This window comes from Hominilimicola fabiformis (genome assembly GCF_020687385.1).
Taxonomy (GTDB): Bacteria; Bacillota; Clostridia; order UBA1381; family UBA1381; genus Hominilimicola; species Hominilimicola fabiformis.
In genome coordinates this window covers 24,972-38,238 of the sequence record NZ_JAJEQM010000010.1, presented here as the reverse complement: position 1 = coordinate 38,238, position 13,267 = coordinate 24,972, and the positions used below count along the sequence as shown (strand labels likewise).

General features: G+C 36.1%; 15 protein-coding genes. All 15 read left to right on the top strand.

Annotated elements, in window-relative coordinates:
- The 15 genes from LKE05_RS08115 to LKE05_RS08045 all read left to right on the top strand — a co-directional run bounded on the left by LKE05_RS08115 (position 1) and on the right by LKE05_RS08045 (position 13,263).
- The gene (locus LKE05_RS08115) at positions 1–354 is read left to right on the top strand and encodes a hypothetical protein (RefSeq protein ID WP_022230552.1); all 354 of its coding nucleotides are present in this window, start codon (positions 1–3) and stop codon (positions 352–354) included.
- Positions 351–707, top strand: coding sequence for an HK97-gp10 family putative phage morphogenesis protein (locus LKE05_RS08110; protein ID WP_022230553.1), 357 nt, complete (start codon positions 351–353; stop codon positions 705–707). Before LKE05_RS08115 ends, LKE05_RS08110 begins: the two co-directional genes overlap by 4 nt.
- 13 nt (positions 708–720) lie before the next feature.
- On the top strand, positions 721–1,590 hold the full coding sequence (locus LKE05_RS08105) for a hypothetical protein (protein ID WP_308456493.1): 870 nt from the start codon (positions 721–723) through the stop codon (positions 1,588–1,590).
- Between the two features lie 46 nt (positions 1,591–1,636).
- On the top strand, positions 1,637–1,879 hold the full coding sequence (locus LKE05_RS08100; RefSeq protein WP_308456492.1) for a YqzN/YkzM domain-containing protein: 243 nt from the start codon (positions 1,637–1,639) through the stop codon (positions 1,877–1,879).
- Between the two features lie 2 nt (positions 1,880–1,881).
- Positions 1,882–3,303, top strand: a complete 1,422-nt coding sequence (locus LKE05_RS08095) for a phage tail sheath subtilisin-like domain-containing protein (protein WP_308456491.1) — start codon at positions 1,882–1,884, stop codon at positions 3,301–3,303.
- An 18-nt stretch (positions 3,304–3,321) separates the two neighbouring features.
- Entirely contained in the window at positions 3,322–3,807 is a 486-nt protein-coding gene (locus LKE05_RS08090) for a phage tail tube protein (protein WP_308456490.1), read from the top strand.
- A gap of 91 nt (positions 3,808–3,898) precedes the next feature.
- Complete coding sequence (locus tag LKE05_RS08085) at positions 3,899–4,417, top strand: phage tail assembly chaperone (protein ID WP_308456489.1); 519 nt, start codon at positions 3,899–3,901, stop codon at positions 4,415–4,417.
- Positions 4,418–4,434: 17 nt separating this feature from the next.
- Positions 4,435–4,608: a hypothetical protein gene (locus LKE05_RS08080; RefSeq protein ID WP_308456488.1), complete on the top strand. Its 174-nt coding sequence runs from the start codon at positions 4,435–4,437 to the stop codon at positions 4,606–4,608.
- 47 nt (positions 4,609–4,655) lie between these two features.
- Positions 4,656–5,642: a hypothetical protein gene (locus LKE05_RS08075; RefSeq protein ID WP_308456487.1), complete on the top strand. Its 987-nt coding sequence runs from the start codon at positions 4,656–4,658 to the stop codon at positions 5,640–5,642.
- Between the two features lie 81 nt (positions 5,643–5,723).
- Positions 5,724–9,650 (top strand): hypothetical protein, encoded by a 3,927-nt coding sequence (locus tag LKE05_RS08070; RefSeq protein ID WP_308456486.1) that lies wholly within the window; start codon positions 5,724–5,726, stop codon positions 9,648–9,650.
- Positions 9,647–10,561, top strand: a complete 915-nt coding sequence (locus tag LKE05_RS08065) for a LysM peptidoglycan-binding domain-containing protein (protein WP_147514326.1) — start codon at positions 9,647–9,649, stop codon at positions 10,559–10,561. Before LKE05_RS08070 ends, LKE05_RS08065 begins: the two co-directional genes overlap by 4 nt.
- Positions 10,562–10,572: 11 nt before the next feature.
- The gene (locus LKE05_RS08060) at positions 10,573–11,139 is read left to right on the top strand and encodes a PBECR2 nuclease fold domain-containing protein (RefSeq protein WP_308456485.1); all 567 of its coding nucleotides are present in this window, start codon (positions 10,573–10,575) and stop codon (positions 11,137–11,139) included.
- A 220-nt stretch (positions 11,140–11,359) separates the two neighbouring features.
- Positions 11,360–12,418, top strand: coding sequence for an XkdQ/YqbQ family protein (locus tag LKE05_RS08055; RefSeq protein ID WP_308456484.1), 1,059 nt, complete (start codon positions 11,360–11,362; stop codon positions 12,416–12,418).
- A gap of 12 nt (positions 12,419–12,430) precedes the next feature.
- Complete coding sequence (locus tag LKE05_RS08050) at positions 12,431–12,799, top strand: DUF2577 family protein (protein ID WP_308456483.1); 369 nt, start codon at positions 12,431–12,433, stop codon at positions 12,797–12,799.
- Between the two features lie 2 nt (positions 12,800–12,801).
- Positions 12,802–13,263: a DUF2634 domain-containing protein gene (locus LKE05_RS08045; RefSeq protein ID WP_308456482.1), complete on the top strand. Its 462-nt coding sequence runs from the start codon at positions 12,802–12,804 to the stop codon at positions 13,261–13,263.
- Positions 13,264–13,267 lie beyond the last annotated feature (4 nt).

Genomic DNA, 13,267 nt, shown 5'->3' with positions numbered 1-13,267 from the left:
ATGTTCACAGCAAATATTGTACCTGGATATGGATTTCAAGAGGTAGAAATTTATATAAAAAGACATGGGAAAACAGCCAGCGGACGTGTGACAGAAGTAGGATACCAACCTGCCGAACAAGCATTTTTGGGTATTGCTGCCGAGGCAAGTCAACGCGAAAAAGAAGAATGGCGGCAAAATCAGCACCCTATAACACATACAGTTGTACAATATGGAGCAACGGTAAAAGCAAAGGCTACCGATTATCTTGTGTTCCCAGACGGACGTAAATTTTATGTTCAGGGTGTAGATAATGCAGGTAGCCTTAATGTATCTATGATTTATTATGTTGAGGAAAGGTTTGATATAAAATGATTAGCATTGAAATTATTGTTCAAGCTGAACTTGATAAGATAAAAGCACAGTTGCCGGGAAGAACTGCACGAGTATCAAGTGCATTGCGAAATTCTGTTTTTAATGTGATGGCAGGCGGCGGTGTATCTGCTCCAGGTCAACCACCGGGAGTGAGAACGGGAAATTACCGTAATTCTTTTGTTTCATCAACAGAAAGCAACGGAATGTCATTTACAGCGAAAGTAACAAGTGATTGTTTGTACGGTCCGTTTTTGGAAGACGGTACAAGTAAGATGGCAGCAAGACCACACTGTGACCGCATTGCAGAAGACGCATTGCCGCAAGCTATTGCAATATACAGTGAACTATATTAAAGGAGAAAGATTTATGTTTGAAGAAATTTTAAATAATCATCTAAGGAAATGTTCCGATATAACATCATATTTAACTAAATATGATGATGAGCCTGCGATTTTTAATCAGACAGCCCCTGACGATATGTCTGATTTATGGAACGATAACGTACAATATGGACGAATTGTATTTTTTGCAAATATGCAATCCGACACAGAACGTAAAATCAGTGGTACAGTAGAAATTGATGTGTATTTACAAGACACATCAGAGATTGAAGCAATAGCAGAAACGGTCAAAACAAATGTAGACGGCTATTTCTTTAGCGGTAAGTCGGAAACAACAATTCTTGCGAAATGGAATTCTACACGATACGTTGATGTTGCGGACAAAAAAATAACCGTTGCGGCGGTATTGTTTACACTACTTGCGTTTCCTAATCAACAAACCTGCGAGCCTGATCCGATTAAACTGGTTAATGAATGGACACGAAAATTACTACCCGATGTAAAACTGATAGGATATGATGAAGATATTCCGACCGTATGGAAACCTCAAAAGGATATTCCTGCGGTGTACTGGCGAAAATCAAAGGTAGGTAATTGTGAACGAATACCTAGCATGTATGCAGGTGATTGGTACACTGCTGTAATGAATGCTCATATCTTTACAGAAGATATAGCTGTTTCTAATGCTATTGCGAGTATGATGTGTACTAAGCTAAATCAAAAAAAGGTATTACAATTTCCTGATGGAACATGGATGCGTGTTGATAATAACAATCAACTTCAGCTTGGAGCTGATGAATTAAGAGTCGGTCAATTATCTGTTGAAGGTGATTATTGCGTATTGCGCAAAGAGCCTGATTCAGAATTATTGAAACATATTAAAATAAATGATTAAGAACGTCTTATTTAAAGGCGTTCTTTTTTGTTAAGGAGGTAATCTTATGGCAACCAAAACTGTAAAAGATGAAAAAACAGCAGATGTGCCAGCTGAAAAGAACTCTGCAAGGGTAAAAACATCATCTGTATCAAGATATACCGTTGATGAATTATCAAAAGCAGAAAATGAATTTAATACGAATAAGGTTATTATTCGTACAGCACTTTCAATGTCAGATAAAGATTTGTTTACGTTGGAAGAAGCTAAAGAGATTGTATCAAAATTTAAAAATAAGGAGGTAAAATAAGCATGGGATATGTTTATGAAGACGGTAAGGAGTACCCTCGTGCCGGTGTTTACAGACGTTCAAGTAACGGTAATGTCAACAATGCGGTAGCGTCTGCTTTAGACGGTATAGGAGCATTGCCTATTAAATCTGATTGGGGACCGCTGAATGAAGTCACCATTCATGAAATTGGAACATCTGATGTTACTATGAAAAATACATATGGCACAGGCGGTACAATGAGTGTGGCAGAGGCTTATATGGATGGCGGCTTAGATAAGTTGTACTTAGTTCGTTTAGGAACAGGCGGTAAGAGCGGCAAGATTGAGCTAAAGTCGAATGAAACAAAGGCAGTTACATTGACACTTAAATATCCTGGAACGCATGAATTTACTGTATCAGTACGAGATAAGTTGGGTGCAGAGAGTACAAGAGAACTTGTAATTTATGACGGTGCAAAAGAGGTTGAAACAATCACATTCACTTCCGGTACAGGTGAGCCAAAAGCGTTGGAAAAAGCCGTTGAAGATGTTCAGAGTAATTACATTACTGCAAAGGCTGAAGATGGTGTTACAGACGCTATTACAGACGTTTCACAGCAACCGTTTGAGGGCGGCGAAAATCCTACCGCTACGACAGCCGATTACAGTACGGCATTTGAAGCATTTGAGCCGTATTACTATAACACAATCGCACTGGATACAGTCGATTCGGATGTACAAGCATTGCTGATAGAATATATCAATACGTCATTTAAAGACGGTAATCTTGCTATTGCTGTTATAGGTGATAAGGGTAGTGTAGATATAAACAAGAGAATGGAGAATGCGTCTAAGATAGACAATTATCCTATTGTTTATTTTGCAAGCGATTTTATCAATTCTGACGGTGAAACTGTCAGCGGACCTGAGGCAATAGCCAAGGCGGCAGGTGTTATAGCTGCAACGCCATCAAGTAAAAGTATCGTTCGTACAGAAATGCCTGGTGCGGCAAAACTTACAGAACGACTAAAGAACAGCCAATACGAAAATGCGGTAAGAAACGGATTGTTACTACTATCTGTTAATGCAGACGGCAAGGTTGTTTTTGACAGCGGTGTTAATACACTGATTAATCCTGATGAAGAAAAACAGGATAACGGCTGGAAGAAAATCAAACGAGCAAAAGTAAGACATGAAACATTCTATCGCTTGGACTGTGAAATGGATAAATTAATCGGAAAAGTCAATGGTACAAAAGACGGTATTGCAAATGTTATCCAACGTGGTCAAGCTGTGCTTGATACCATGGCTGACGAGGGCAAGCTTATTGACCCTACATTTAAGCTTGATACCAATAAGGGGTACGGCGCCGATTATGGCTATTTCGTAGTCAATGCAGTTGATGTTGATACATTAGAGCGTATTTTCATTCATTACAAATGGAAATACAGCGAAAATTCTTAATGATTGGAGGGAATAAAAATGGCAGCTGGAAACAACAGTACATTAGATACAACTGAATTAATGACAGGTAAAGACGGAAAATTATTTGTTGAAGTTAATGGTGTTAATACATTTCTTGCTGAAATCAATGAGTTTAAAGTTGCAATGAATGTAAACACTGCTGAATATCAAGGTGTTGGTTCAATTTTGGTGGGAACTGTTCCGACAGGTGTAACATTTGATTTGACATATACCGAAGCGGTAATCAGAGATGATGTTATAATGGCACCGTTACTTACTGCAATACAAAATGGATACCTTCCGGTATACAATTTTCAAGGTGTTAATACTAAGCCTGATGGCAGCAGTGAGGGACGTATAGCATTTAACAATGCCGTACCAAACGGAACGATTGACTTGATGAGTTTAACTCCTGGTGATGTAATCAAGAGAGCAAACTCATTCAGATTGAATTCTATTCCAAAGATGATTTCAGAAATGGCAGCAAAGCACCTTTACAACTAATCACATAAAAAATGGCTCGTTCTTGGTTTGAGAGGACGAGCCATTTTTAAGTTATAAAAATTTTTAATTTATATATGCGGAGGTAATAAAAATGGTAAATAAAGAAAATACAAATGTAACAGGTCTTGAGTCTTCAACAAATTTTGAACAAGACGAAAAGAGTATTGTTAAGGCATTGCTTGAAGCGGCAGATTATAAAACAGGCAACGAAGATAATACAAAAAAAATATTTGTAAAAAAGCAAAGTGGTGAGCCACTATTTTCATTTAGAATAAGAGGATTATCACAAAGCGAAATACAAGCGGCGGCAAAAAAGGCAACAAAGCAAATTTCTAATCCAGCAGGTCCGAAATATCCTAAAATTTCGGGTGAAAGAAGTACAACGGAATATCATAATAATCTGATTTATACAGCTACGGTTGATGAAGATAAACAGAGAATTTGGGGTAACAATGACATAAAGCAGAAATTCAATATCTTTGATGAGGCTGACTGTGTCGATATTCTGCTTAATGCAGGCACAAAGTCAAAAATAGTTGAAGAAGTTCTTAAACTCAGCGGATTTGACGGTGAGGATGTCGTTGACGAAGAAGACTACATAAAAAACTGATAGAAGTCAGTCCATTAATGCGGAATTTGTATGATATTTTTGTGTATTCGGGATTTCGTACATTTCCAAATGAAATAATGCGACTGACAGAGGGTGAACAAAAAGTAGTATTTGCATTCATGGAAAAAGCCAAGAATGAACGTAAAATGCCTATTGTGCTTGGAAACTTCCCTACAAAGCAAAATAGTTGACAAATCTTCTTCTATTTGCTAAAATTATACAAAAGGGAGGTTTGCATATGAAAAAGGAAAAAATAAAAATTTTTATTATAATATCTGTAATTGTGGCTATATTAGCTACAATAGGAGTGATTGGCTTTTTTCAGTATCGTAAAATTACTTTGGAAAAATATAATACAGATATACGGGAGCAACTGACGAATTTGTCACATCTTGAGAACGAGGTGTATTTTAATCCTGATTATAAGAAAGATATTTCTGACATTGAATCAGAAAGCAAAATTGCTTTTGAGAATAAGCAACTATCAAAACTATCCGAAGTGAGAAATCAAGCGACAGATTTGTACGATAAAATATCTGCAGAGATAGATAAATATAATAAGTATTACACACTGTTGACGGAAACTGTTGAAAATTCAAACAATTTAAAGAAAAACTATTTCTCAAAGACTTATGATACTTCAAAATTGGATACTACTAAAGATAAGGCTGAAAAAGCTATATCAGAGTCAGAATATACCCAATATGAAGAGTTATATAATACGTTGTCTGAGCAAAATACCATACTTGAAACCAATATCCAAAAATCGTTATCAGAGATATATAACAAAGTCACAGATGAAGAAAACTTTGATTTTCCTTTTGCAGTAAAAGAAGCAGAAATTCCAGCTCAACTAAGCTTTAAACCACTTGTAAAACAAACAGAATCATATCCGACATGGGTTACGTCAAGGGATTCAGAAGTGTTGAATGAGCCTCCTGTTGCTTGCTTATTTATAGGTGGTTCATCAGCCGAGTATAATTATACAATAAAGCAGATACCAACTAAAGAGATAGCTGTTCAGGATGAAAATAGAGAACTTCAGAAAGTTTTAGTTAATACTCAAATAACATTTAAAGTTTTGGAAAAATTCAGTTGGGAGAATAAGGTTTCTTTAAATGAACGTCCAGCGTACTTTTTCAAAGATAAAAAGGACCAAATATATTTAGCATTAAAAGACTACGAAGGTGGAGAATATTACATATTATATCTACCTGGTCAGTAAAAAGAAAAATAATACCTAAAGAACGGTTATCAAAAATGATAGCCGTTTTTTGTATGTAAATTTGATGGAAAGGAGGACACTATGGCAAATTCAAGTATAGAAATTGAAATAGTTGCTGATTTTAAAGATAATGCCACAGGTAAAGTTAAAGCATTAAATGCCGAACTCGATAAACTCGAAAAAAGAAATGTTAATGTTGATATTACAGCAACAGACAGAGCCTCAAAAGCTATGGAAAGCATAAATGGCAAATTAAGTAAAGTTGACGGTACAAAGACTGCTACTGACGAAATCGACAAAGCTGTTGACAGAGTAAACAATATAGCTGATGGAGTATCACCAATTAAACTTAAAGCAGATACATCAGAGCTTGAAAATGCTGTTGATAAGAGTATCAATAAAATAAACACAGTTGAAAATAGTATCGGAAAAATGAGTGCAAGGGAATTGTCGGGCGCTGATTTAAGCGATGATGACTGGTTTAAAAAATATTTTAAAAATTCAGAAACAAGCACACAATCCGCAACCCAAAACGAAGCAGAATGTGCGATTGATACTGACTGGGAACATGTCGCTAAAGTAAATGGCAAAGCAACGGCTGAAATAAATAGATGGAATGAACTTGTTGATAATGCTGGAAAATTAGGTATAACAACAGAAGGTTATGGACTCTATAACATTGATGAACTTGAAACAGAAGTGCAAAAGAGTGCCAGTTTAAAAAATTTGCAAGAGTCAGCTGATGAATACGGACTTAAATATTCAAAAAATGCCAGTGAAAGTTCAATGCAAAAACTAGTAGGTGCTTATGAAGATGAACATTTTCAAAAAGATTATGTTGATAAAAATACTAAAGCTATTGAAAAAACAACTAAAATGCTTGGTGATTATGGGAACGATAACGAAAATCAAACCATAGATAGTATAAAATCATTCGGCAAAAGTATGGCAACAAGGTACTTAGGTGTTCAATCTGTGTATTCGGGGGTAACGGATGCTTTTAGTGATATTACTGACGCATATAGCAGTGGAAATCGCAATGATATGCAACGTAGTTTAACTCGTGGATTAACAAAAGGCGGTTTGATAGGAGCAGGTGCTGCAATAGGCTCATTTATTCCCGGAGTAGGAACATTATTCGGAGCTGGAGCAGGTGCATTGATTGGTCAACTATGGGGTGATGATATTGCTGACGGTATATCTGGAATTCATAAATCGGCTGAAGAATTAAGACAGGACCGACTGGATGAATTATTTGGTGATATAGCAATGTCGACAAGTGATTTGGGTAAAGTGGTTCAAAACATGGTCGGCTCATGGCAGACACAAGTATCACAAGCACATAAACAAGCATTGACAACAGGATATTCATTACAAGATACTACTAATTCGTCTTATTTTGGAGTTGTTGAAAGCGGAAGTAAACTTGATATAAAAGGAAATTTAGGGTTTAATATTCCTCAACAAGAATTCACGTCTTATGCTGATGAAGTCAACAGTTATATGGATGACATCGAAAATCAAATGAATCAAGAAATGTATAACGCATTTATGGTTAATGATGATTTGTTTGGCTATGGACAGTGGGATACAACTGCCTTAACTGACAAATGGAAGACTGCTTTTGAAACTTTTAAAAAACAGAAAAAAGAACTGAGCAAATATTTAAAGACAGCATTAAACGATAATTGGTTTTCACCGGATGAAGAAAGTCATGTTTTTAGCACTATACATAATATGCAACAGACATATTCTGAAGTTGCACCAAACACAGACCAAACAAAAGCCGATACATATTCATTTCTTGTTCAAAATGGTATGTTATCAAAAGACGCTTATGACAGTGTTATAAAAGATATTCAGTCGGAATATACAAGCGATATGTATAATTTAGCTGAAACGAGAGCAACAGCTATTGCGAATGGAGCAGATGTTACTTCTGCTGATAAAGCAATGTGGGACGCTACAAGTAGTAAAACAGAAAGTTATTTGCAAACGATGTTGAACAATACACAAGATATGTACGGCAAAGACTATAATTCTGTTTTAGCAGATGTATGGAATGGTAAAGATACATGGTACGGCGGACATCTAATAGGATTAAACGACCAATTAAACGGAGATAGATCTCATTCTGCATTTAGACAAACATTAGACAATTATGAAAAATACAATGGATACAATGATAAAAAAGGTAGTTTAGCTGGTGCAAAAGGTGAATTGGAACACTCAATGAACATCGGAGATACTGCTGAAAAAGAAGTAGTAAAAGAAGCATATGAAAAAATGCAACCTACGGTGGAACAAGCAGAGCGACAATATCAAGCTGCAATATTACAACATCAAGACCCAAGTCAATACTTGGATGAGATGATGGGGTTATATCAATTTGGTGCAATGGGCGGAGATGACGTTGCTCAAGAAAAATATGCGGCAATGCTTATGGCTGGTGATATCAAGGCAAATAAAGCCATAAATGATTTCTATGGTACTGATTACAAGCGTATGGCTGAAGAAATGGGTGATGATTTTGCTGATATATGGCAAATGCTAAATGGCGGGAATACAGAAAGTGCCATTGAACAAACGACAGAAGCTGCAAAAAATGCACTCGAAAAAAATGCAAAAGATACAGTAGATGCAATAAAGGACAATAAAGACCAAAAGATTGATGCTATGAATGAAACTGACGAAAAAGCAGCACAAGCTGTTGAAGATAGCACCAAGGAACAAGAGGCTTTAGAAAGCAAAACCGATGGAACAGAGCAGTCCAAAGAAGATACAAAATCAACTGAGTTGCCAGACGATTTAGGAGAGAATGTACTCGATGCTGTCAGTAGCAGTATTGAAAATATTAAAGACGGAAAACTAAAGGATTTAGAACTTGGTAAAACGGTTATGGATTCAATCAGTGAAAGTCTTTCAACGGATAATATGGATTTCAAAGAACTTGGTTTTGGCGAAAGTCTTATGGGAGCAATCAGTGAAAGCCTTTCAACCGATAATCTTGATTTTAAAGAATTAGGCTTTGGCGAAAGCTTAATGTCAGCTATAAGTGAGAGCTTATCAGTGGACAATATGGATTTTGGTAAATTGGGTTTTGGCGAGAGTTTAATGTCTGCAATAAGTACAAGTCTATCGGCAGATAATATGGACTTTAGCCAAATTTCGATAGGTGAAAGTGTAATGAATGGCATTAGTTCTTCTTTGGCTGAAACTGATTTTAGCGGGTTAGATATAGGTACAAAGATAACTGATACTATTAATGCAAGTATGGGTGAAAGTGTTGAATTACATCCTAATTTTACGGTTGTTCCTGGGACTGTTGATACATCAAGTTTATCATCCGCCATAAATGACAGTATATCGACTATAACTGAAAATAATTCGGAATTATCCGTTTTGGCAAAGGTTGATGGTACAGCAAATTATGAACTCGGAACATACCCGAAAGAAGTACCCAAGATAACAGGCACAGCTAAATATACAGGTATTTTTCCGACAGTAGCACCTAAGATATATGGTACAGTTGAATATCGTACAACATTTGGACATTTTGCACATGGTACTCGTAATGCACCTGAGGGATTGGCATATTTGAATGATGACGGAAGTGCAGATCCTCGCGAATTGGTTGAACACAACGGTCAATTTTTGATGTATGAAGGTCGTAATGTACTTGCTCCGCTGTCAGCGGGAGATAGAGTATTTACATCATCAGAAACAAAGGATATTTTATCAGGACGTGGCATTCCTCATTATGCGACAGGACTTAATAATGATGTCATAGAAAATGAGAAAATACAAGGTGGCGGCTCAACAAGTGGTGCAAATGTGCATTTTGAAAGTGGTTCAATGTCTATAATGTTTAATATTGATGGTTCTAAGGACGGCAATGTTGTTGAACAGATAAAGGCACATGCACCTGAAATAGCACAGTTAATATCAGATGAAATTGACCGACATTTAACTGCCTCATTTGCTAATTCGGGAGGTAATAATGAATGAGAAATTGTGAGAGTATAATTTTTATAATTGAAAAGGGTACACATGACGTTTTATCAATACCGTGGACACCACAAAAAATAAAATTCCGTTCGGGTGGACAAAATTTTGCCGAATATGACATAATGGACCTTGGTACTATTCAAGAGCCTACTGGTACAGGTGTACGTTCGATTCGGTGGGATGATGGTATATTACCCGGTAGAATGCAAGCAAATATGCCTTGGCAAAATGGTGCTTGGCAACCGCCTGTCAATTTTCAAGGTATGTTTTCAATGTGGAAAGCTAATAAAACGGTACTTACGATTTTGATAACAGGTACACCGATTTGTATGGATGTACATCTTTCGGATTATGATATTACATATCAAGACGGATTTGGCAGTTATCATTATTATATAGAGTTTACAGACTGCGTTAAACCGACATTTACCGTTACAAATACCGAACCTGATTCTGCTGATGGAACGGACAGAGATAAAGACCCTGCACCTGCAATATATACCATAGTTGAAAATGATACATTATGGGGCATCGCACAATGTTATCTCGGTGACGGGTTGCGTTGGGAAGAAATTTATGAGTTAAACAAAGATGTAATCGAGGACACCGCAAAACAGCATGGTTTTAGTAGCTCGGAAAGAGGTTGGTGGATATTCCCCGGTACCGTTATTAAAATTCCAGGAACATCTTCTGGTGATAACTCTGCCGGTGCAACAGTCGAACTTAACAATGCACCGATATATGTTTCGTCTGATGCGGAAAGTATTGCAGGCAGAGTGACAGGAACATATTATTTGTATGACGGAAAAGAAATTCTCGGCCGATATAGGATAACAGATAAATCTTCTGATGTAGGACGTACACCAGTTGGTGAATATGTCATTGGTTGGCTACCTAAAGAGTACATATAGGGGGTAAAAAGATGGCATATTCATTTAGTGAACTTATAAAGCCAAAGCAAACGGTTGTAAAAGTAAAGTTATCATGCAATGTTTTAAAGTATAATCATAATCATGATAAGAATGGAAGATTTTGCTCCGGTAATGATGGAGGAAAAGTTGACAATTCTCAAGATGATGCTATAATACATGATAGAGGTGGTAGAGTGTCTGAGATAAATAAACTTGGTAAAATTAATACTCATCTGTTGGAGCAAGAATTCGGCTCGTTGAAAACCGATGAGATTATCGTTACCAATGAGCGTATAACTCATATTAAAGAGCGACATCCTGAAGATTACGAATTGTTTAAAAAGTATGGAAGTGATACGGTTGAGAATCCTGATGAAATTATCAAAGACTGCAAGAATAAGAACACTGTATTTATGATAAAGAAGTTGGAAAATACAAACTTAAATGTGGTAAGTAAACTATCTTTAACATCGGATACTAAGAATTTAAAAAATTCAGTAATGACATTTTACAGAATTCGTTCGAAGAATTTAAGTAAATTAGAAAGAAAAAATAAATTACTTTACAAAAAGGAATAAAAGTGTTATAATATAAGTAAGATAAATATGTATTTTGAAGTAGAGATTGTGCTGCTACGCACCTTTTAGGTCAAAAGAAATGTGGGAAAGGGCACACCCACCAAAATACTATTAGACCGCTTTGACAAAGTCAAGGCGGTTTTTATATTATAATGACTTAGTAAAAGGCACTATTTTAAATAATAGTGCTTTTTTTGTACGATTTTTAGGAGTGGGGTTAATGGATTATGTAAGAGTGGCATCAAAGTCTTCGCCAATATACAGCATTCATTTTCTTAATTCTGATAAATTAGATGTATTTGTTGACGCAGTGACAACGGATTTAAAACTTACCGAAAATAAAAATGAGCTTGCACAAAAGGTAACGATAAGCCTTGTAAACTGTATAAACGGTGAATATTTGCTATCAGAATTAATTAATGTGTGTGATAGGGTGTTTATATATGCCAATGACGGAGAAGAGTGTAGAGAAGTTTTCAGAGGGTATATATGGCGTAAGAATTATCAAAACAAGCAGAAGAAAATAATATCATTGACGTGCTATGACAATTTGATTTATCTGCAAAATAGCGAGGATAGTTATTATTACCCTGCCGGTTGGAAAACTGTTGATATATTCAATGATATATGCTCCAAATGGGGTATCAATCTTGTATATAACTATGAATCTATAGAACATAAGAAATTGCCTATTTCGGGTAAAATTTCTACTATGTTTACTGACCTTTTGGACCGTGTGAAGAAAAAAACGGGTATAAAATACGTAATACGCAGTGCCGAGGATATTATTTATATAGATAGATACGGAGCTAATGCAAATGAACGTGTTTACGAAATTAACCGTGGCGAAAATGCAATATCCACAGCAAGTAACATTTCAATGGAGGACGTTGTTACAAAGATAATTTTTACAGGTAAAGCAGATGATGACGGAAAAGTATCAATCACAGATACATTGGAAGGGGACACAGAAAAATGGGGAACACTTCAAAAGGTTATTCGTGATGATACTGAAGATGAAAAATCAGATAAAGAGCCGGAAGACTCATTATATGAAAATGCCCATGATGAGGGTCAATACATTCTTGATGAAAACGGAAAACCTAAAGAAACATACGAAGTAACAGCTATAAATAATCCGTGGATAAGAAAAGGCGAACTTGTTAAAGTGGGAGCAGGAGATATGAATTTTCGATATATTGTCACAAGTATCACGCATAACGCAATAAATCGACAAATGAATATTGATTTTGAACTTGCAGATGAAAGTAAGTTATAAGGGAGTGTTTATATGAATGCGTTTGATAGATTAGGACGAACACTTCAAGCACAGATGAATAACGCTGTAAATGATGGTAAGAGTATTTTAATTGAATATGGTACAATTACAACTGATTTTGGACTTAAAATCGCAAGGTTTGATACGGTTATTCCGAAAGGAGAGTATTTAATTGATAAGAGATTATCAATAGATTATAAACCTGAGATTGAAGTTGTAACTTCATTATCTGACGGTCACAGTCACACTGTTAAAATTCCTATCACAGAGGGGATAGAACGTATCAAAGCGGGCGACAGAGTATTGGTATGCTGGATAGATGTTGATCCTATTGTTGTTGCTGTTATTGTAAGTAGCAGTGATATAGGGAAGGAGAGTTAATTATGGCAAATTTATTTCCAACGGCAAATAATATCATGACAGTGCCTTTGGATAACCTTAAACAAAATACACCTGTCGGATATAAGAGAAGTTTAAAATTCGATTATGACACAGGTGATTTTGTTCGTGACGGTCAGCACAGATTAGTTTCTGCGTCGGGAGTTGAGGCATTTAAACAATGGTGCGAAAATTGTATATCAACAGACAGATATGCGTATAGCTCATATTCAACTGATTTCGGTATTAATTTAGATTTGATTATGGCATTGCCTGATAAAGCTGCACAAGAAATTATGCTGAAAAAAGAAATAACAGAGGCGATAATGGCTGATGATTATAAAAGGGCAAAGTCAGTAGATGATTTTTCGTTTAATTGGATTGATACCGATGCGGTTGAGGTGGAATGTACGGTAACAGGCATTGATAATGCCGAGATAGATATAAAAGCTACGGTAGGAGGGTGAGAAT

Bases quoted from the DNA above. Each gene is read 5' to 3' on its own strand.
- LKE05_RS08080 (WP_308456488.1), top strand. From the start codon at position 4,435: ATGCGGAATTTGTATGATATTTTTGTGTATTCGGGATTTCGTACATTT.
- LKE05_RS08065 (WP_147514326.1), top strand. From the start codon at position 9,647: ATGAGAAATTGTGAGAGTATAATTTTTATAATTGAAAAGGGTACACAT.
- LKE05_RS08055 (WP_308456484.1), top strand. From the start codon at position 11,360: ATGGATTATGTAAGAGTGGCATCAAAGTCTTCGCCAATATACAGCATT.
- LKE05_RS08060 (WP_308456485.1), top strand. From the start codon at position 10,573: ATGGCATATTCATTTAGTGAACTTATAAAGCCAAAGCAAACGGTTGTA.
- LKE05_RS08070 (WP_308456486.1), top strand. From the start codon at position 5,724: ATGGCAAATTCAAGTATAGAAATTGAAATAGTTGCTGATTTTAAAGAT.
- LKE05_RS08100 (WP_308456492.1), top strand. From the start codon at position 1,637: ATGGCAACCAAAACTGTAAAAGATGAAAAAACAGCAGATGTGCCAGCT.
- LKE05_RS08105 (WP_308456493.1), top strand. From the start codon at position 721: ATGTTTGAAGAAATTTTAAATAATCATCTAAGGAAATGTTCCGATATA.
- LKE05_RS08085 (WP_308456489.1), top strand. From the start codon at position 3,899: ATGGTAAATAAAGAAAATACAAATGTAACAGGTCTTGAGTCTTCAACA.
- LKE05_RS08090 (WP_308456490.1), top strand. From the start codon at position 3,322: ATGGCAGCTGGAAACAACAGTACATTAGATACAACTGAATTAATGACA.
- LKE05_RS08095 (WP_308456491.1), top strand. From the start codon at position 1,882: ATGGGATATGTTTATGAAGACGGTAAGGAGTACCCTCGTGCCGGTGTT.
- LKE05_RS08115 (WP_022230552.1), top strand. From the start codon at position 1: ATGTTCACAGCAAATATTGTACCTGGATATGGATTTCAAGAGGTAGAA.
- LKE05_RS08075 (WP_308456487.1), top strand. From the start codon at position 4,656: ATGAAAAAGGAAAAAATAAAAATTTTTATTATAATATCTGTAATTGTG.
- LKE05_RS08050 (WP_308456483.1), top strand. From the start codon at position 12,431: ATGAATGCGTTTGATAGATTAGGACGAACACTTCAAGCACAGATGAAT.
- LKE05_RS08110 (WP_022230553.1), top strand. From the start codon at position 351: ATGATTAGCATTGAAATTATTGTTCAAGCTGAACTTGATAAGATAAAA.
- LKE05_RS08045 (WP_308456482.1), top strand. From the start codon at position 12,802: ATGGCAAATTTATTTCCAACGGCAAATAATATCATGACAGTGCCTTTG.